This window comes from Dethiosulfatarculus sandiegensis (assembly GCF_000931935.2).
Classification (GTDB): Bacteria; Desulfobacterota; Desulfarculia; order Desulfarculales; family Desulfarculaceae; genus Dethiosulfatarculus; species Dethiosulfatarculus sandiegensis.
In genome coordinates this window covers 182,303-202,421 of sequence record NZ_AZAC01000034.1, presented here as the reverse complement: position 1 = coordinate 202,421, position 20,119 = coordinate 182,303, and the positions used below count along the sequence as shown (strand labels likewise).

The following is a 20,119-nucleotide window of genomic DNA, read 5'->3' as shown; positions in this document are numbered from 1 at the left end:
GGGTTTTTTTTCAATCTAGTCGCGGGCTTCGTAGAAGTCTTCTTATTCTTTTCGTAAAAACAATATATCTCCGGGACAGTCGCAGGAGATGATATCCGCTCCCAGAAGAAAGGCCCTTTTGGCGCGCTTGGCCAAATCTTTAGTGCCCCACAAAAACACGATCACCTGCACACCCGCATCTTTGGCTTCCCTGAAACCGTATTTGGGAAAATTCCATTCCGCGCAAAACAGCGCCTCCGCTCCCAGGGATTGAGCGGCAAAGGTGGGGATGCCCTCTATCTTCCACCAAGTTCCCAGATCAAAGGAAACAAACAGATTCCGGTTTAAATCTTTCAAGGCGCGGGCCTGGATGGTCTTTGCCTCTCCGGAAATGGAAAAAATCACCCGCTTTTGCGCCCCTGCCTGTAAAACCGCCTGTCCCAGAGCCTTGGGGTCGCAGTCTTTCATATCCAGGGCCAGGCGAAAGCCTTTCTTTTTTTTAACAAGGGTCAGGGCCTGTTCCAAACTGGGAATAGCCAGGCCGGTTGCCCTGCCCTTTTTATCCTTGAGCTTAAATTCGCACAACTCGGCATAGGTCTTTTCCTTCACCCTGCCCCGGCCGGTGGTGGTGCGCTCCAAGGTGGGATCGTGCATTAAGACCAGGACATGATCACGGGTGGTGCGCAGATCCACCTCGCAGCCGTCCAGGCCCAGATCCATGGCCGCCTTGATGGCGGCCAATGAATTCTCCGGCTGCTCGTAAGCAAGCCCCCTGTGGGCAAAAACCTCTATACCGTCCTGACCTGCCCGGGCCTCCATCCCCGGCAGGCAGACCAGGGCCAGGAGAAAAATGCCCAAGGCAAAAAGCCGAAAAGTGCTTTTGCGAAAATTCGAAAACATGATTTCATCCAGTATTAGATCGGTTGACAATAAAACCGGCGCAAAACTCTGTCTGCAAGGTTTAGTTTGTATAATCAATTAATTACCCTCACGGGATCAGCTTTATGTTCACCGGCGCATAACAAAATATAACGGATTCTTAAAAACCGTAGAGGATTTGGGTAACGCTTGTTATCAATATAAAATTCAACCTGCTTTCTGATTTGAAAAGCTGTTCCACAAAAGGAGCCGACATGCGCCTGGGTGAATATTATGGAGCCTTGTCACTCATAAGAAAAGACAAAGCCCTGATCGCGGAATTTCTCAAACCACATATGGTCATCTCCACCTGTCTGGCCTCGGGCGGTTTAAGCTCTGAGTACACCCATATTTTTAATCATCAGGCCTGCGAACCGGCAGGAGAGCACAAGGCAATCCCCCAAAATGCCTTTAACGATCCCCTTTTGTTCCGCCATATCATTGCCGAAACCCTTGACCTTATTCCTGAAAAATGCGTGGTTTTAAGCACAGCCGCCAATATGCACAACACAGCGATCATGGCAGAATCCTTCCGAGAGCAAACCGTGGTGGCCGTGGTCACCGCAGGTGTGGAAGGAAACGCGGGCAGGGTCTGTGATCCGGCTACGGTCTTTGAAATAAACGGTTCCTATGAAAAGCTTGCCTCCGTCTCTCCTCCTCCTCACGGGACCATAAACATCATGCTGTTTATGAACCGGGAGGTGACCAAAGGCGCTTTGGTCAGAAGCATTGTCACGGCCACAGAGGCCAAGACAGCCGCTCTGGAGGAGCTTTGCGTGGGGTCCAATTACTCCGATGGACTGGCCACCGGCACGGGCACGGACCAGATAGCCGCATCCTGCCTGCTTGACACAGGCACTCCCCTGCAAGGTACGGGCAAGCATGCCAAATTGGGCGAACTGATAGGCGTGGCCGTTAAAAAAGCCGTTAAAAAAGCACTGGCCCTGCAAAACCACCTCACCCCCAATTCCCTATGCGCAGCCCACCTGCACCTTAAGCGCTTCGGCACAGACAAAACCAAGATGCAACATGGCATTGCCAAATACCTACCTGCCGACAAAAAGGATTTATTCATACACAATTTCGATGAGTTGAATTTAGATCCCCCCACCGTGGCCTTGGTCTGCGCCTTGTGCCACTTGAAAGACAAATTCACCTACAAAATATTGCCCGAGACCTGCAGGCCCGAAATAATCGGCAACCAGGCAGCCCTACTTTGCCTTACTGTAAGCGGTAAAAAAGGAAGCATTGACCAATATGCCAAACGTCTCTCTCCTCTGCCTGAAGACAATGACAATCAATCCTTCCTAGAGGTGATTTACAGGTCCATGGCGCTCGGATTCGCGGAAAAATGGGATTTTTATCTGAAATTTGCCAACTAAGGCCATGTTGCGTAATTTAAAACAGTAAATTCCCCCCAAAGAGCCTCAATTATTTTTCAGAGGGATACTGGGCGGGCATTTTGCGATGAGGCCCTTAAAGATAAAGCCTGGTGAATTCATAAAGCCGCCTGAGTTCAGAGCTGTAAAAAAGGCCGGTGACATAAAGCCAATAAGTCCCTTTTGCCGCCAAGACCAAAAAAGTCACTCCCCCTCCGGCCAGGACCAGGACCCATTGGGCTTGAGTCAAACCTTGCTCCAGATCAAGGCCGGGGCGGTTCTCCGGGCTGAAGCCCCTTCCCTGCAGGGAAAGGGCCAGCACATTGGACCTGCGGTAACAGTTCAACAGGACCGGCCTGATGATCTTGAGCCAGGCAGTGGCCATGCGCCAGGGATTCAGGCTCAAAAGCCTGCCTCCGCGCATACGGCAGGCCAAAATGACCATGGAGAATTCATCAATCAAAACCGGCAGGAACCGCACCGCGGTTACAGTCATGAAACTTATGATAAAAGGGGCCTTCAACCTCAGCATCCCCCTGAACATCTCTCCCGAATCCGTGGTCCAGCAATAGGTCATGCCCAGAACCAGCATAAAGGAAAAACGTAAAGACTGTATTGCACCATATTCCATGCCTTCGGTGTAAAACGAGACCTCGCCCAAAAGGCTGCCCAAAAACGGGGTCTGTTGTTCCACCAGGCAGAAAAGCACGGTTCTGGGTTCCTGATAATAAAAAATAGCCTGGGAAAAAATAGTGCCCCAGGTGATCAATATCACCATAAACCCAAGCGCCTTAACCTTGCCCCAGTCCAGCCGCGCACCCAAGGCCAAAAAAACCGAAAAGGCAAATATCCCCGTCAAAGCCCATACACTGTCCAAAATCATGGAGAAAATGGAGCCATAGGCTAAAAAGGCGATCTTCACCCTTGTATCGAGCCTGAACAGAAAACCGTCTTTTTTTTCCACCTCGGCCAGGCGTTTAATTCCGTACATCAGTCCTCCGCCCAGATCAGCCGGTCACTGAAACGCTTGCCCAAAAATGTGCCTATGGTGGTGTAGATCATGCCGTTAAAGATAAGGTTCAGCCATATGTACCAGTCGGCAAAATAAAGCCTGAACAAAAGCATATGCACATAAAGGGAAGTGGCATTGAGATAGGTGTCGCCCAAGGCCAGGAATAGGGCCAAAAACCCGGTCCCTGCCCAGGTCCACTCAAAGTCGGCGCCTTTCCTGGTCACGCCGGAGAGGTGTAAAGCTCCTTCCTTGACCAGGATGGCGGTCCCCACATACAGAAAATCAGTCAGGTGAAAACCACCGGTGAGCATAACGGACAAGGCATAGCGAACCAGAATCAATAAGGTGGCCACCCCCTTTTGCGGGATCAGGCGCAGCAGGGCAACTAAAAGGGCAAAATAAAGCAGGTCATTGAAAAAGCCCAGCACAAGCACGCTAAATGGGCCCAAAAGCCCCTGGATAAGTGCTCCGAAAACCCTTAGGGGGAGGTTGACTCCCACAAAGCTCAAGGCCCCGAACAAGGCCACTATAACCACCCAGCGGACCTTAAAGGCCCTGATCATCCCCCTGAAGGAAAACACAAGCCATAAAAAGCTGCCCAGGCTCACCAAAAATGCCAGCAGGGTGAAAATAAGGGCGTTTTGATTGGTGGTTGTTATGACCAGATCCAGGTCCAGGCCCGCCATCTTTGCCTGGCTGCCCATGGGGCGGATGCTTAAGCGGCGTTTGTATAGGCCCGGCCTGGGGCGGCTGGTGATAAAGACCGGTATAACCACCCTGTCCGTCTCACCGGGCAAAAGGGTGTGGCTCACGGCCACGGAGTCGTTTTTCAAAGATCCCTTGAATATATCCGGCGGTTTAAAGGCCCGGGGCGTGGCCCGGCCCGCGCCGTCTGTAATGCGGGAGGTGATCAAAAGAGAAACCGTGCTCTGGGTTTTATTTTCCAGCACCAGGGCCTGGTAGGTGTAAGGCGACCAATAGTTTCTGACTTGCGGTTCGACCCCCAGCATGTCGGCGATTTTTCTAACCAAAGGCGGTTTGAAATAGATGGTGTTTTTTTCGGCCCTTTTATCGGGCAAACCAGTGCTGGTGGTCGGTAAAAAGGTTTGTTTCACCTTGATGGATCTGGAAAACTGCTCGGGCTCCATGACTGTAATGAGAACTGAACGCCGGTATTTTTTCACCTTTTCGCCCGACCGGAACTCGACCAGGGCCTCAAGAGGAAAAGTTCCGGTGCGCGGGGCGCGCACCCTGAAGACCAGGGCGAAATTATCCTGTTCTGAATAAAGCCTTTGGTTGAAATCAAGAACCTGTCTGCCCTGACTTTCCGTCCGCCTCACAAAAGGCGGCAGGTCCCGGCTTATAACTTCGAACCCGCCAGGCAAAAACACCTTGGCCTTGGCCAGTCCGGGCTGCTGGTTGTGGCTGGTGAGTATCAGGGCGCAGGTGGTGACTCCGCCTTTGATCATGGCCCCCTTATCCTGGTACTCAGGGTCCACCCCGCCTTTTGCCTCCCATCCGGCCGAACCTGCGAATGGGGCCAAAAAGTTTACCGAAAGGTCTGATTTTCTTTGACCCGGTGATTTTTGGATTAAAACCGCGCTGCCCCAGGGGCCTGTGACCCTGAACCGGTATTCCCGGTCAGGGCTCCAGTCAAACAAGGCCTCAAGCCGATCCCGCCTCACCCGGGCGAACCTTTGGTCCAAAATGGTTTTGCCCTGTTTTTCAGAGATCACAAAACGGCTCACCTTCACCCTTTGGCTCAAAACCAGGCAAGCCCTTTGGGGGCCGAACACCACTTTTTCAATCTCGGGCCGAGGCGGCTTTGGCGAGAAAACGCCAAGAAAAATCGCCAGGCCAAAGGCAACGCCAAAAAGTGCGGCTGATATAAATAGTATTCTTTTCAGCAAGGCCCAGACCCTCAGTGGATTATGTGCACCCGATAGGAGCCATGGACCTTTTTGCCCTCATCCAGGCTCAAGGGCATCTCGGTGACTGCCGCGAAAAGTCCGTTACCGGCTATATCCGCCTGAAAAAAGCAGGGTCCCTCTGTGGCAAAGTGATAGATAAGCTTTTGATTGGATCCCCCTTTTCTCCCTGTATCAAAAAGAACAAAACCAAACTCATTAAGATCCTTGTCTGTTCTGTTCTGGCTTATGGCAATGGCCGCCAGTTTATGATCCGGGCAGGCGAAAATGCCCTGACTGGACCCCCTGGTCTTGTACTGCCATAAAAGCTCCCCAGCAAGCCCATAGGCCCTTAAGTAGCCCGCGCCGGGATGGGGAGCCGGGGCTTTGCCGCGGGAACGGCCGCTGCTAAGGGGTATGGTTGTCCCCGGAGTTACGCAGTAGACCGCCTTATCGGTCATGGCGGTATAGCTCACCGGCGAGGCAACCGGCACATCCCCCACCATTACCGGAGCGCCGGGTTTTCTGACCCAAATGGGCTCCCCGGCCCGGCTTCCGTTGGCCTCGAAGAAAATCACCCTGCCGTCGTTCAGCCCTGCGGTCACATAGTTGCCGTCCGGCGATACGCTCACCCCCTGCCAGGTGGATACCCGATTGTAATAGGGTGCAAGGGGGAGAACTTGATAGTCCCATTTCACCTTGCCGCCTTTACCGTCCAGGCAATAAAGCCTTCCCCTGAAAAAGCCGGTGTGGTCCCGGTCCGGGCCTAAAGTGCTGAAGGACATCAAAGCCAAAGTGCGGGCATTGAAAGAGTTGCCGACCCAGGTTATGCCGTGGGGAAAACAGGTATTCTCCGGCCAGCGCCAGAGGACCCGGCCGGTCTGGCCGTCAAAACGGTAGACCAGGCAGTCATGGAGGTATTCATCGGCCACATACCTTCCATAGGTGCATACCGCCACGGCATCGCCCTTGGGAGTGGCTGCCAGATGATAAATTCCAGGCAGATTGTATATGGCATGGCGCTTATCACTTTCTCTATTACCCTGCCCCACATCATCGGCTGTGCGGTATTTCCAGATTTCCTTGCCGGTAAGGCCTTCCAGACAATATAAAAAACCGTCCGGGCTCTGTTCCCCGGCGTAGAGCAGCAACTTTCCCCGGCATGAGGCCCAGGCCAGGCGCTTTACCATGCCCTCGGCCAACTTCTTTTTATATAAAAGGCGGCCGCTCAAGACCTCAACAACCCTCAGGTAGCCCTCATAGCTTCCTATGGCCAGATAATCCGACCCGGGGGAAAACTTGAGCACCGTATCCAGATTCGAGCCCATGCGGCCGTTTAAAAAATCCACCTTTTCCAGGTCAAGTGTATGCACTAAAAAAGGTGAAGGCTTGACCGGTACGACAAGCTCGGCCTTTCCCCGGCCTTGTGAGGTGCGCCAGGAAACCTCTATTTCCCGCCCCGGCTTCAGGGGCAAAAGCACCAGGCATTTGTCTGGCCCCAGCTTCAGGACCCGCTTGTCTTGATCAGGATCTTGCCAGGAAAAGAGTTTCTCTCCGCCGGAGCTGACCTCCACCCCTTTAAGAACATCGCCCACCAGGGCCAAACCGCCCCTGACCCAAAAAACATCCAGGGAGACCGGTTCCTTTTGACATGAAGCAGCCAAAAACAGGGAGGAAAGCAAAATAAAAACAGATAACCATCTAAAAAAACGCATATGATTCAAACCTTATAATCCAAGGCCAAAACGTTTGGGCAACAGGCACAGGCTTTTTGTCAGGCTTCAAGAAGCTCTGCTCTTGCCTTTAACCTCCTTCATCCGGGCGGCAAAACCGCTCGCAGTAAAGGCAGGCGGTGAAAAACCATATTTAGTGGAAAGCAGGCAAGCCTTGGGCGGTTTCAGGCCGCATTGGGTCAATGCGTCCCGATCCTGTAGAATCTCCCCGCTGGGCCCCTGGGCCACAATCCGCCCCTGATTCAACAAAATCACCCTGGTGCTGAACTCGGCCACGGAGGCCAGATCATGGGAGCAAAAAACCACCGCCTTGACCGAGGCATTGGCCTGAATGGATTTCAAAAGCCCGGTTATGTTCTTTTTATTCTGGCCGGTGGTGGGTTCATCCAAAAGCAGAAGGCCTGGCTGCATGGTTAGCAATGATCCCAAGGCCGCCCTGAGGCGCTGCCCCTTGGAAAGGGCCCAGGGCGGGGTTGCCAATTGATCCGTAAGGCCCATCTCTTGAGCGGTTCGGGTCACCAGTTTTTTGATTTCATCCGAACTTTTTTTCTGGTTTCCGGGGCCAAAGCCAAATTCCTCTTCCACACTGGTTTCAATCAACAGCAGGTCGGGATTTTGAAACAGCATGCCGGTTCGCCCGGCCGGAATGGGGCGATTCTTTTTCAGACGATGATTCTGCCAGAAGACCTGTCCCTTTCCAGGATGGTTCAAACCGGCCATCAGGCTTAAAAGAGTGGATTTGCCTGAGCCGTTCACCCCCATCAGCGCCACCACCTCATTCGGGCAGACCGTAAGCGAGACCCCGGACAAAGCGGCAGGACCGCCTTTGAAGTAACGAAAGCAAACACCTTCCATGCGCAAAAGGGGGACAGATACGCATTGACGGGGAGTTTTAGCAGGCAAGGGCGAATTGGCCGGCCTTTTGGAAGCTATCCCTGCCAGCATGGATTCAAAATCACCTTGCCAGTCAGGGCCCAGAACCATGCCCATGCTTTGGGCCAGGGTCACGGCCTCGGGCACTTCCAGGCCCAATTCCTCCAATCCGGCCGCATGGGCGGGCAGCCGGGCCTTGTCAAAAGCATCCACCAGTCTGCCCTTGTCCATGACCAGAACCCGGTTTACCAGGGTCATGGCCTCTTCTATGCGGTGCTCGACAATGATCAGGGCCATGCCCGCCTTTACCAAATCCTTAAGGCAGTTAAGCACCTCTCGCGCGCCTTTTTGGTCCAGCTGGCTGATAGGCTCGTCCAGGGCCATGACCAAAGGCCGCATGGCCAGTTGCGAGGCAATGGCCAGCCTTTGTTTCTGGCCGCCCGAAAGTCGGTTCACCTGGCTGTTTTTAAGATCAAAAAGCCCCACCTGGCCGAGGGCCTCGTCCACCCTGGCCTTTATCTCTTTTCGCCCAAGGCCCAGGTTTATGGGGCCCAGGGCCACTTCGTCATAGACCGTATTACTGAAAAGCTGATCATCCGGGCTTTGATAGACCAGGCCCACCAGGGGGGCCAGTTGGGGCAAGGTCCACAGGCTGGTCTGTTTACCGGCCAGGCGGACCTTTCCCTTGAACTGCCCGGAACTTTCCAAAGGGATAATGCCGCTTATCACCTTTAAGAGGGTGCTTTTCCCGCAACCCGTGGGACCGGTGAGCAATACCGCCTCTCCGGGAGCCAACTTGAAGCCCACGTCCTTCAAGGCCGGTTGCCCGGAGCCGGGATATTGAAAAGAAACCTGGTTCAGCTCAACTATGAAGCGTTTTTCAGGGCCCATTTGGGATTCCATTTTTCCACCTGTCCCCTGGTGATAACATCCACTTGGGACCCCTGGTGCTCACCCATGATCTCGCCCATGGAGTCTTCCATATCCCCTTCCACGGAAAGGGCCGCTGTCTCCACCAGGGCCAGATGGTCATCGTCGGCCTGCCACAGGCCCCGGGAATGCGCCTCAAGCAGGCGTCGGGTCATCTCTTCCAAGGCATGGGGGTTTTCTTTTCTCAACCACTCATAGTTTTCCTGGTCTTTGATAAGCACCTCCACGCATTGATCAAAAAGCTTTTTATCCACCTGATCGGTGGTGGCGCTCCAGGTATAAAGGGTGCCGACCAGTCCCGTAGCCTTGGCCGCGCCCTGGAACCCGTGTTCCTTCAGGCGCTCAAGCCATTTTTTATTAAGCATCCTGGCCCTGAAACCGGTTTCCAGGCTTTCCTTGAGATCCCGCACCCGGCCGTCGCCTTGGCTGTCGTTATCAGCCCAATAGAGTTTGGGGCGCTTTTTGCCCACTGCCTTGGCGCAGGCGGCCATGCCTCCCTGAAAAGCGGCATAACAGCCCGCATCCATAAGCCCATATTCAGGCGAGGCCTGTTTCATATAGGCCACATCGATCTTGGCCATATGATCGGAAAAGACCTGGTAGGCCTCCACTCCCCGGGCGGAATCGCCGGCACCGTAGGCCACACCGCCCCAGTTGACATAGGCCTCGGCCAGGTCGTTTTCGGTTTCCCAGGCAGAGGCGTCCAACATAAGCCCCACACCTATGCCGTAACTGCCTGCGGGCGAGGAAAACACCCTGTAAGCGGCCAAACGGCGCAACTGGTCGTCACCCAGATCATCACCCAGCCTGTCTTTAAGGTCTTTTATTTTTTCCAGGTTGTTTTTGCGCAGGTAATTCAGCTCAAGGGGCTCGTCCAGATCACCGGCCAGGGTGGCCGCCCGATCCAGATGCTCTATATAATTGGGGAGCATATCCCGCACAATTCCGCTGGTCTGGATAATCACATCCACCCTGGGGCGCGGTATTTTGTCGCCCTCGAATAGAAGCGTCAGCTCTTCCAAGGGCAAGGCTTCCAAGCCTGAAACCCTGCCGTCCGATTCCCAGACCGGAGTAATGCCGTACAAATCGAGAATCTGGCAAAAAACCTCCCCGTCGCTCTTAAAGGCATCGGAACTCCACAGGCTTATTCCCACACTCTGGGGAAAGCGCCCTTCCTCGGACAGGTATCTGGCCAAGAGCTGCCCGGCCAGTTTCCGGCCTCTCTCATAAGCCGCCCTGGTCGGCAGGCGGGTGATGTCCGTGGTGTAAAAATTCCTGCCCGTAGGCAGGGTGTCCAGTTGACCGGCCAAAAGCGAGCCGCCCAACCCGGGCTCAATGTAACCCCCGTCAAGGGCCTTCAGGAACTGACTTGTTTCGCGCACGGATTGGGCCAAATTCCCAGCCTGTTGTTCCACCCACCCGTCTTTCAGCTTAAATTCACCAGACAAAGAAGGATCGCTTATTATCCGCTTGATTGTCTCCTTGGCCGCGTCAAACTCATCTTCCAGGTTCTTTTGATCGCCCAAGGCTGCCAATTCGGCCAAGGAAGGCCTGTCCTTTGCTTCGAGGCGCAGAATGCCGGCCAGCATCAGGGCTGTTTCCTCCAGGTCTGGATTACCCCCCAGCACATGCAGCCCCAGAGGGGCCATCTGATTTTTCATCTCTCTTAAGTGCCGTCCGGCCAGTTCCAGCTTTTGGGGCAAATCCTCGCACTTTTGGTCGACAAAGCCCAACTCCTCCAAAAGCGGAATCAACTCGGCGGCCAGATCCTCTTGCCGGGCTGATTCATCCATCTGCGCGGCCTTTTCATATTGGGACAAAAGGTCCAGAAAAAGCCGGGACTCGTCATCTAGGCCCACCGGACTCAAGGCAGGCCCCAGGTGATCCACAATCACGGCCCTGGCCCTGCGTTTTGCCATCAACCCCTCGCCGCAGACATCCATGATATAGGGGTTGATATTCGGCAGATCCCCCAGGCTTATCTCGCTGAAACAATCCCGGGAAAGGGCGGCCCTTTTGCCGGGCAGATATTCCAAGGCCCCTTCGCCCCCAAAATGAACCACCACATCGCTGGTATCCTGGATGTACTTATAGGTCGCCAGCCAATGGTGAGGCGGGCTGATGGTGGGATCGTGCAGAATCCGGCAGACTTCTCCATCGCATTTGGGTCCGTAGCACCCCCTTTTGGGCTCGATCATCACCTGGATATTGCCGAAACAAAGCCCGGTTATTAAAAGGCAGGGGCCGTCTTCCTGCTCATAAACCATGCCCTCGCCGGGGAACTCATCCCAATCGGCCAGCACCTTATGCCTGGCCCGTTCGGGAAGACCGTTGAAATAGGCCAGATACTCCTCGGCCTTCATGCGGTGGAGGTCTCCGCCCTTGGCCACAATCTCTTCAACCGTGGTCCAGCGAAACTCGCTCAAGGCCTTTTTGGCCATGATCATTTCATGGACCTTTTCACCGCTTGGGTGAGCCCCCCCAAAATCATAGCCTTTTTCCGCCATCAGTGGAAAAACCTCATCCAGGCTCTTGAAAACATCGAGCCCCACAGCCCTTCCGGCGGTGGCCTCCACCCCTTTGCAGGGGCTGTTATGCAGTACAAAGGTCACCCGCTTTTGGGAGTTGGGCATTTTTCTAAGGGCAAGCCATTTTTTTGCCCTGCGGCAGAGGCTCTCCAGGCGTTCCGTCAGGGGTTGATAGGCATTCAATCCATCCGGGCCGGGCTCCTCCACAGAGGCGGCGGAGGGCTCGATAACCCCGGCTATCTCGGGCTGGGCCAGAGAATATATCAGCCCGGTGCTGGAAATCCCCATGGGGTCATCGCGCCATTGTTCAAAGGTCTTACCGTGCATGCGCAAAAGCTGCACCACCGGCACATTCAGATCTAAGAGCAGTTCGGTTTCAGATGGGCCGGAAAGGAAACGCCCGGCCAGAAAATTAAAGATCAGCCCCAGGTCTGGCTTGGCCTGTTCAAGGTAATCCAGCCAAGGATAGCGCTCTTGGGAGGCATTATCGGAAATCATGCCTTCGGTGAAGATGCATAAGGGAATGAAACCCTGTTTTTCCAGGCAATTAATCAAGCAGTCTATATCAGCCGTGTTTTGCTCCACCAAAAGGCCGCGGTAACACAAAACAGCGGCCATGGGGCCGGAGGGGACGCTTGCCTCCTGCCGGTCCCACCAGGCCAGGTAGGCATCCAGGTCTTTAAAAACATCCTCTGCCCGGGGATGGTAAATGCCGTCCGGCTGGATCTCAAGGGGAGGCTCACAGGTAATGTCCGGATGACAAAGGGAGGCCAGATATTTTACGCCCTCGGCATAATTCTCCGGAGAAAGCCGAGCCAGGTATTGGTTGAATCGCGCCGTCTCTTCAGCGCTCAGGCTCGAGAACCCCCGGGGCATCTCGGGGCCCAGCCCCAGACGCACCTTCACCTGGCCATAGGTTTCCAAGATCTCGTCGTAAAAAGGCAAATCTCGATAAATATTCAAGATGATCACATCCAGACCTTTGGGGTCCGGAGCTGTCCGGCCATAGGCGGCCTGGGAGAAGTACTGAAAATCGATCCCCGGGGACTTCAGGATTTCAGCTACCCTGCCCCAGGTGCGGGGCTGAAACATGTGACCGTGAATATATGCAATATGAGGTCCCAACTGAGATCTCCCTTGTAAGAGGTCACGGGCCTGGCGCTCTTCTTCCCCCAAGCCCGTAACCGGTTAAAAATTATTTTTGTTGGCCCGGAGTGTTATCCACCCAGGCTGGAGAGGTCAAAATCCCATTCCAGGCCTATGACGCCGTAGAATCCGGGCTGCTCATAGGTGGTGCCTTCGTTGTATTCCTTGTCAAACAGGTTTTCCGCCCTGCCGAACAAGGCCAACCCGCCCGCCAGCTCGTAACGAACCGCAGCGTCCCAACGCCAGTAGGAATCCATCTCCGTAAAGCCGTTCCAACCCAAACGCTGGTCCACATACATGCCGTGCACGCTTAAGTGCAATTTTTCGTTAAAGTCATAGGCCAGGTTCAGGTTGAACTTGTTGCGGGGAATCTGAACCGTGCGGCTTTCCACACCGCCTTTTTCCGAACGGGAGTCGGTGTAGGTGTAGTTGGCGCTGAGATAAAGGCTGGGCAGGATCTGCCAGCCGGCAACCAGTTCCACGCCCTGGCTCTTGCCCTGATCGCGGTTGACATAGCTGCCGGTCATGGAGCCGGTGGACTCCCAGACCACCACGTCGTCCAGCTCGGTGTACCAGGTCGTGGCCTCCAGGCGGATCTTGCCGTCCATAATCTCCTGCCGCAGACCGCCTTCCACAGTCCAGCCCTTTTCCGGGTTGAGGTCTGTGTTGCCGTATTTGGGATCATAAAGTTGAGCCACCGAAGGGGCCCGGAAGCTGGTGCCGTAGTTGATAAAGGGAGTGGTGCCGCTTGACTTGAAGGTGTAGGCCGCGCCGACCTTGCCCACCAACTGGTTGCCGAACTCGTTGTAGTCGTCGGCCCTTAAGCCGCCGGAGAGGACCAGGGCCTCGTCCAGAAGCATAACCTGGTCATTGGCATAAAGGGAGAAACAGCGCAGGGTGCCGTCGGCTTCGCCGTATTTGCCCCACTTTTCGCCCTTTTGCTCAAGATATTCAACACCCAGCAAAAGGGTGTTTAAGCCGTTGCCGCCGAGTTGGCTGTCTACAATAAAGTTATAGTCAATGTTTGTGTTGGTGTTTTTGTTGTAAGAAGGCTTGCCGTCACCCGAATCATAAACCGGAACCCTCTGGCCTTTTTGGTAGTAGTTCATGTAGTCCAGGGTGAAGTTGTCCACAGGCGCGGCCTGATAGCCCAAAAGCCCGTTATAGGCGTCTTTGTTTTCGTTTTCCTTTTGATACCAGCCCAGGGTCAATTTTTGGCGCAAGGCATCAGATATCTTGTGCTTGAAGTTGACTACGCCGAGGTAGGATTCAGCCTGGTTGTAGTTCTCCGGGTCCGGAGTCTGCAATCCCCAATAGGGGCTGCCATAGGCCTCATCCAGCTGGGCAAAGTTGAATTTGCTCTTGATGTAGAGAAAAGAAGCCTCGGCTGAAAAATTATCGGTAAAGTCATAACTCAGCTTAAGCTGGGGGCTCTGGTTGGTGTAGGTCTCCTCATCCAGGACTCCGTCAGAATCAGTGTAGGCAAAGTTTAGGCTGTACTTCAACTTATCGGCCTGGCCCCTGATTCCGGCGTAACCTTTTTTCCAGGAAAGGGAGCCATATTGGGCACCTGCGCTCAAGTTGGCGCCGGGCAGCCCCCCCTTGGTGGTAAAGGCAAAAAGACCGGCAGTGGAGTCCGAACCGTAAAGCACGGACTGGGGTCCCCTTAAGACCTCAACCCTTTCGATAATAAAGGGATCGATGTGCCCCAGCATATGGCCAACGCCGGGGCTCATGGCGTCGTTGACCTTCATGCCGTCGATCAGAACCATGAAATGCCCGTTGCCAAAGCCCCTTAACTTGGGATAGTTGAACTGCCCCGGACCTCCGGCCTGCTTGAAATCAACGCTGGGCGTAAAGCGCAGGGCCTCGGTCATGTCGGTAAAACCGCCTTCCTTGAGTTGTTTTTCATTGATCACGGTGACTGAATCAGTCAGGTGCTCCACCGACTTTTCAATCTTGGTTGCCGTGACCACCACATCCGAGGCCTTGGTTTTTGCCAAGGCCCAGGCCGACGCATTACCGATTAGTAAAAGCCCGGCCAGGGTGAGACAGGTAATCAGCCTTGTCCGCATTTTCCTCTTCTCCTCTAAACAGTTTCAGCTAAGGTCAAACAAGTGGAACCAAGGGGGCAAGCTTCCCCGAAACGCCGGACGGGCAGTCCCGCCCAAACTAAATCCGTGCATGCCCCGTTTCCAAAAAGCCCTTTGCCATGCGGAGTAAAGGCTGATTTGACCGGTTACCCGTCTTTTGGCATTTAAAAGACGGCATCGGTCCATCGGCCGCAGATATTTTGGGAAAAACCAGGCTCAAAATAAAAATCCCCCAGCCTGAAAACAGGCTGGGGGATTGCACCCTTGTTGAACTTGGTCACCCCAAAAAGCCCCCATGCAAAGACGTCCTGTATTTTCAGGCCGCCAATGCCGGTCTTCCGCCGGCCAGGGACTTTATCAGATCTAAGGCAGGTCTTCTGACTTCCGGCTCTTCCTACTCGCCGCGCCTTCCCCTTGCCCATGGCAAGAGTGGCCGAATGCGGCTTTTGTCCCCGGTTACAGCGGCGGGACCGCGACGGATTCACACCGTCTTCCCTATTAAGTCCTAATCGGACGCCTTTATCTCTTTTTTCTGGATCATACTTATGTTGTTTGGTAGTTATTGTCAAGTTGAATTTAATATAATTATTAATTATAAAAAGTGGCCTTGACACTAAAGGAGCCGGGATGAATTTGGGAGAGTATTACGAGGGCTTAAGGCTCAGCAGAAAAGATAAAACCATAATCGCAAAATTCCTGAAACCTCACATGGCCATATCAACCTGCCGGGCCTCCGGCGGAGTAAGTAAAGATTACACTTGTTTTTATAATCACCAGGCCTGTGAGCCTGCCGGTCACCACAAGGCCATGCCCCAAAGCGCCTATGAAGACCCTGCTGAATACCGTCGCATCATTGCGGAATCCTTGGGGTTGAACCCGGCGGAATGCGCCACCTTGGGAACCGCCGCCAATATGCACAACGCGGCGATATGCGAGGAAAGCTTCAGAGACCAGACCGTGGTGGTGGTGGCCACCGGAGGAGTTGAAGGCAATGCGGGCCGGGCAGGTGACCCGGCCTCGCTTTACGAATCAAACGGAATCCATGAAAACATTGCGCTTAAGGAGCCTCCTGAGCACGGCACCATAAATATCATGATCTTTATCAACAAAGAATTGACCAAAGGCGCGCTGGTAAGGAGCATTGTCACGGCCACAGAAGCCAAGACCGCGGCATTACAGGAACTTTGCGTAGGTTCATTATATTCGGACGGCCTGGCCACAGGCACCGGTACAGACCAGATAGCCGTGGCCTGCCTTTTGGAGACCGGCACCCCTTTAAGCGGTGCGGGCAAGCATTCCAAGCTGGGAGAGCTTATTGGAGTGGCGGTGAAAAAGGCCGTAAAAAAAACCCTGGCCCTGCAAAACCACCTTACTCCCAATGGGCTATGCGCCTCTCACCTGCACCTGAAGCGTTTCGGCACTGAGAAAGAGAAGATGCAACAAGGCATTGCCCAATACCTACCGGACGACAAAAAACAACTTTTTTTAAATAATTTCGATGAACTGGATCAGGACCCACCCACAGTGGCCCTGGTGATGTCCCTTGCCCATCTAAAAGACAAATTCAGTCACCAGATACTGCCTGCCACCTGTTTCCCTGAAATCATGGGCAACCAGGCCGCACTGCTCAGCCTTACCATAAGCGGCAAAAATGAAAGTATTGAAAAATCGAGCGCGCGCCTGGCCCCCCTGCCCAAAGAAAACGACAACCAATCTTTTCTTGAGATGATTTATCGTTCCTTTGCTTTGGGTTTTGCGGAAAAATGGGATTTTTACAAAAATTTTTCCGATTAGTTTACAATTAAATTTCAAGCCGTATTATTCCATTACCGTCCGGATTCATCATGCAAATTCCGGGCGGTTTTTATTTCTTCAACCTGCCTTTAACAAACACTATAGAAATCAAGATGTGGCGTCTTCTATATCTCCCTCTACATCCAGAAAGATATTCATCAGTTCCTGCTTGGTCTCCGGATCAGCCTGCCACATCCCCCGGCTTATGGCTTCTAAAAGTCGCTCGGTTATATTTTGCAGGGCATAGGGATTCACCTCTTTCAGCCAGTCCTGCATCTGTTTGTCAAAGGCATATTTTTGGGCCAGGCCTTCGTACATCCAGTCGTCAATCACCCCGCTGGTGGCGTCCCAATGGAAAGAGGTGTCCACCGTACGGGAGAGATCTCCGGCCCCCTTGTAGCCGTGCCGCATAAGGCCCTGTATCCACTTAGGATTTAAAATACGGCTTCTGAAGACATGTTTGGCCTCTTCCTGGATGGAGCGATTCTTGACCCGGTCCGGGTCTGAGGCGTCACCGGAATAAGCCCTGGGCTGGATTCCGCTGAAGGCCTTGACCGCGCAGACAAACCCTCCGAAATAAGCGTTGAAATCATCCGATGAGAGCATGTCATATTCCCTGGAGTCCTCGTTTTTGACTACCAGGTTGATTTTCTTAAGCCTTCTCTTTAAGTTGTCGCGCCTTTCCAGGCCATAGCCTTTGCTGCTGTAGGCATAGCCGCCATAGTTCACCCACACCTCGCCCAGGTCTTCCGATTTTTCCCAGGCCTTGGAATCGATCGTCTCCGGCAGTCCGGTGCCATAGGTTCCGGGCGGGTCACTGTAAACCCGCAGGCTGGCCTCGCGCCAGGCGTCTTCCGGGCTGAGCCCCTGTTTGGCCAGCTCCTCACTCTCGGCAACCACATTGCGCCTTAAGAAATTGGATTCCAGCGGTTCCCTAAGCCTGCCGGCCATTAAAACGGCCTTATCCAAAAGTTCCATCAAATTGGGGAATGAGTCCCTGAAAAAGCCGGAAGTGCGGAAGGTAATATCCACCCTGGGAAATTCCAACTCTTTCAGCGGGATAACCTCCAGCCCCTCCACCCGGCCGTTTCTGGAATTCCACACCGGTTTTATGCCCATCAGGAAAAGGGCCTCGGCAATATCCTCCCCCTGGGTGCGCATGACAGGGCCGCCCCAAAGCACCATGCCCACATTGTCCGGCGGCGCTCCGGTTTCTTTTTTGTTTCTTTCCACCAGATCCCTGGCCAGATCCACCCCCACTTTCCAGGCCGCGGGGGCCGGTATCTTCATGGGGTCCACGCTGAAAAAGTTGCGGCCGGTGGGCAGGATATCGGACTGTCCCCTGGTGGGAGCGCCGCTGCCGCCGGGAGGCACAAAGGAGCCGTTTAAGGCGGCTATGGTGTTTGTCATCTCGTCTGTGGTGGCCCTTAACCTGGGCAAAAGGGTTTCCCTAAGAAAACCGTAGACCTGTTTCAGATCCGGGCCAACATCTTCGCTAAAAGGCTCCTCACCCTCCACTACACACAAAACTATACGGCGGCATTCATTATGCACCGCTTCCAGGGCCTTGGCGCAGGTGGGGTAGTTCCCTGCGGGATCCGGCCTGCCCCGATTGGCCAGCAAATAATCATAATCATAGCCCCACTCGACGCAGACAGTCTGGCGCAAAGAAGGCACATCCCCGTTATTCAAGCGCACAATCTGGGTGGTCAACTCGGCCAGAGGCCCACCCCGAGGCGGAGTGCCAAAGGTGTGCAGACCGTCTGCGATGGCCGTATCCCCCACTTCGCTTAAATAGGAGTGCAGCCTTTCCATGAAACCGTCAAAATCTTCCCTGGCCTGTTCCCAGGTGGTTTCCAGGTCTTTATCCAGATTGGCCTTTTCCACCTCTTCCCAGATCTGCTTTTGCAATACCGGCAGACGGGTTGGGTTCATGGAAGAGGCCTGGAGATAATCCAGAATGGCGTTATCCACCTGGGCCAGCTCTTCATAGGTGTCGGCATTGGTCATGACCGGGATCAGGTGATCCATGATGGTGCAATAGGACCTTCTTTTGGCCTGGGTGCCCTCTCCTGGATCATTGATGATATAGGGATAAATATTCGGCAGATCCATGATGGCCAGGTCCGGGTAGCAGTCCGGCCCCAGGGCCACACTTTTTCCGGGCAGCCACTCCAGGGAGCCGTGCTTGCCGATATGCATTACTGCGTCGGCCTTAAAGACATCTTTTATCCAGCGGTAGTAGTACAGATAGTGATAACTGGGGGCCAGATAAGGGTCATGGATCTTTTCGGGCTGTTCTATGTATCCCCTCGGCGGTTGAATGCCGATATAGACATTACCGTTTATCACCCCGTTTATAAGCACTTTCTGGTCATGCACAAAAAGTTCGCCAGGGGTTTGGCCCCAGTCTTTGGCCAGATGTTCCCTGGCTTTATCCGGCAAACCTTCATGCCAGGGTTTATGATGCTCCGCCCCGGCCCGGTCGGCCGCCTTTTCCGCCATGGCCTCATAGGTGAGCCAGCGCTGATCACAGGTTAAAGAAGAAGTCATAAGGTCGGCCAGTTCCCGGGAGTCCTCATAGACCTGATCCAGAGTGTAGCCCTCTTCTTTCAGCCTGGCCAACAGATCGCGCACGCTGGCAAAGGAATCCAGGCCATAGGCGCAGCCTATGCGATCGTTTCTGGGCGGGTAGTTATGAAAAATGATCGCTACTTTTTTGTCCTGATTTGACTTCCGGGACAACCTGGCCCAATTAAGGGCCAGCTTCACCATCTTTTCGATCCGTTCGGGAATCGGCTCCATTCTGGAAAGTCCGGCCCCGGTCAAAGGGTCTCTTTGTCCCTTTTCCTTGGTTGCCGCGGGCACGGTTATCAGATTGCCGTCAAACTCGGGCTGGGCAATGGATATGCCCACATCCATGGGAGTCACCGCCTCCACGGTGCTTTGCCAGAAATCCCGGTTGGTCAAAAGATGCATTGCCTGCAGAATCGGCACCCCCAGTTTTTGGAGCTTCTTTTCCTCTCCAGGCCGAATCATGGCCAACGAGAACATCATGGGGCTGATCAAGGCCTGAATAAGGGGGCCCTTGGAATCGCTGAAATAATTATCCACCACCCAGGCGGTGTCTCTTACATCCAGCAGGGGGTCTGGATAACGGCGGTAGAAACAGGAGACCGGCACAGCGCCTTGGGCCTCCAGCTCCTCTATGACGGCGTCCATGGGCTCCAGGTTGCTGTCCAGATAGGAATACTGGCCAAACCAGAGCCCGACAACCGGCTTCCCGCTTTGCCTCAAGGCTTCACTGTCCCAACCCAAGGCTTTCAGATAGGAATCCAGATCCTGTTTAAGCCCCAACCTGGGATGATAAAGCGCCTGACAAGGCTGGGGTTCAGGCTCGGCCGCATCCTGACCGGCCAGGCGTTTGAACAGGTTGAACCAGTTCTCCTGCCCCCCGTATTTCAGGTAAAGCACCATCTCGTCATAGGTTTCTGCGCCAAAATCCGTGGAATACTCTTGAGAAAGCTCCAACTCTTCAGGGTCTGAGGGGTGGATATAAGTCCAAAGCTCCCCGCGGGTATCCATCAGGCGATCAAAAAAAGGACACGAAGCCTTGCCGCCGTGGAGCAACAGGATCAGCCTGTCATATTGAGGCAGAGAAGCCAGAAAGCGGTCCACCTGCAAGCTGTCGAAAAGGTCTTCCCCTGTGCGGGCCGAAATCTCCATTACGCCGGGCCAGGCCTCGACAAACCTGGCAAAGGCCCGGGAAAGGGTTGAAAGCCCTGTACCGGCCGAGCTGAAGACCATTATCCTGGTGGGTTTCATTT

The 20,119-nt window shown here is 54.0% G+C and carries 10 protein-coding genes and 1 riboswitch; of the genes, 2 read left to right on the top strand and 8 right to left on the bottom strand.

The genetic code is table 11. The features are described from left to right. Window positions 1-42: 42 nt before the first annotated feature. Window positions 43-879, bottom strand: a complete 837-nt coding sequence (locus tag X474_RS18405; RefSeq protein ID WP_052515387.1) for a glycerophosphodiester phosphodiesterase — start codon at window positions 877-879, stop codon at window positions 43-45. Between the two features lie 233 nt (window positions 880-1,112). On the opposite strand from X474_RS18405, the gene X474_RS18400 reads away from it, so the two are divergent. Further along, window positions 1,113-2,279: an adenosylcobinamide amidohydrolase gene (locus tag X474_RS18400; protein WP_044350965.1), complete on the top strand. Its 1,167-nt coding sequence runs from the start codon at window positions 1,113-1,115 to the stop codon at window positions 2,277-2,279. A 94-nt stretch (window positions 2,280-2,373) separates the two neighbouring features. Here X474_RS18400 and X474_RS18395 read toward each other — a convergent pair whose 3' ends face one another. The 6 genes from X474_RS18395 to X474_RS18370 all read right to left on the bottom strand — a co-directional run bounded on the left by X474_RS18395 (window position 2,374) and on the right by X474_RS18370 (window position 14,480). Beyond that, window positions 2,374-3,267 carry an energy-coupling factor transporter transmembrane component T family protein gene (locus X474_RS18395; protein ID WP_044350964.1) on the bottom strand — a complete coding sequence of 298 codons (894 nt, stop codon included), beginning with the start codon at window positions 3,265-3,267 and terminating at the stop codon, window positions 2,374-2,376. Further along, the gene (locus X474_RS18390) at window positions 3,267-5,198 is read right to left on the bottom strand and encodes a hypothetical protein (RefSeq protein WP_044350962.1); all 1,932 of its coding nucleotides are present in this window, start codon (window positions 5,196-5,198) and stop codon (window positions 3,267-3,269) included. Before X474_RS18390 ends, X474_RS18395 begins: the two co-directional genes overlap by 1 nt. Before the next feature lie 11 nt (window positions 5,199-5,209). Next, window positions 5,210-6,910, bottom strand: coding sequence for an outer membrane protein assembly factor BamB family protein (locus tag X474_RS18385; protein ID WP_044350961.1), 1,701 nt, complete (start codon window positions 6,908-6,910; stop codon window positions 5,210-5,212). A 66-nt stretch (window positions 6,911-6,976) separates the two neighbouring features. Continuing rightward, a complete protein-coding gene (locus tag X474_RS26295; protein WP_156360831.1) occupies window positions 6,977-8,704 on the bottom strand; it encodes an ABC transporter ATP-binding protein in 1,728 nt (575 codons plus the stop codon). Continuing rightward, window positions 8,668-12,384, bottom strand: a complete 3,717-nt coding sequence (locus tag X474_RS18375) for a cobaltochelatase subunit CobN (RefSeq protein ID WP_052515385.1) — start codon at window positions 12,382-12,384, stop codon at window positions 8,668-8,670. The genes X474_RS26295 and X474_RS18375 overlap by 37 nt, the downstream gene beginning before the upstream one ends. Window positions 12,385-12,476: 92 nt before the next feature. Further along, a complete protein-coding gene (locus X474_RS18370) occupies window positions 12,477-14,480 on the bottom strand; it encodes a TonB-dependent receptor plug domain-containing protein (RefSeq protein WP_044350958.1) in 2,004 nt (667 codons plus the stop codon). 369 nt (window positions 14,481-14,849) lie between these two features. Further along, window positions 14,850-15,034: riboswitch (cobalamin riboswitch) on the bottom strand. A 91-nt stretch (window positions 15,035-15,125) separates the two neighbouring features. Between X474_RS18370 and X474_RS18360 the strand changes: the two genes are divergently transcribed. Next, window positions 15,126-16,292 carry an adenosylcobinamide amidohydrolase gene (locus X474_RS18360; RefSeq protein ID WP_044350954.1) on the top strand — a complete coding sequence of 389 codons (1,167 nt, stop codon included), beginning with the start codon at window positions 15,126-15,128 and terminating at the stop codon, window positions 16,290-16,292. A gap of 108 nt (window positions 16,293-16,400) precedes the next feature. Here the strand turns inward: X474_RS18360 and cobN are convergent, their stop codons facing one another. Beyond that, complete coding sequence (cobN, locus tag X474_RS18355; RefSeq protein WP_044350951.1) at window positions 16,401-20,117, bottom strand: cobaltochelatase subunit CobN; 3,717 nt, start codon at window positions 20,115-20,117, stop codon at window positions 16,401-16,403. Window positions 20,118-20,119 lie beyond the last annotated feature (2 nt).

What these genes read in the sequence shown, in the direction of transcription:
- X474_RS18395 (WP_044350964.1), bottom strand. Translation starts at nt 3,267, where the DNA reads ATGTACGGAATTAAACGCCTGGCCGAGGTGGAAAAAAAAGACGGTTTT.
- X474_RS18370 (WP_044350958.1), bottom strand. Translation starts at nt 14,480, where the DNA reads ATGCGGACAAGGCTGATTACCTGTCTCACCCTGGCCGGGCTTTTACTA.
- X474_RS18385 (WP_044350961.1), bottom strand. Translation starts at nt 6,910, where the DNA reads ATGCGTTTTTTTAGATGGTTATCTGTTTTTATTTTGCTTTCCTCCCTG.
- X474_RS26295 (WP_156360831.1), bottom strand. Translation starts at nt 8,704, where the DNA reads ATGGAATCCCAAATGGGCCCTGAAAAACGCTTCATAGTTGAGCTGAAC.
- cobN (WP_044350951.1), bottom strand. Translation starts at nt 20,117, where the DNA reads ATGAAACCCACCAGGATAATGGTCTTCAGCTCGGCCGGTACAGGGCTT.
- X474_RS18400 (WP_044350965.1), top strand. Translation starts at nt 1,113, where the DNA reads ATGCGCCTGGGTGAATATTATGGAGCCTTGTCACTCATAAGAAAAGAC.
- X474_RS18360 (WP_044350954.1), top strand. Translation starts at nt 15,126, where the DNA reads ATGAATTTGGGAGAGTATTACGAGGGCTTAAGGCTCAGCAGAAAAGAT.
- X474_RS18405 (WP_052515387.1), bottom strand. Translation starts at nt 879, where the DNA reads ATGTTTTCGAATTTTCGCAAAAGCACTTTTCGGCTTTTTGCCTTGGGC.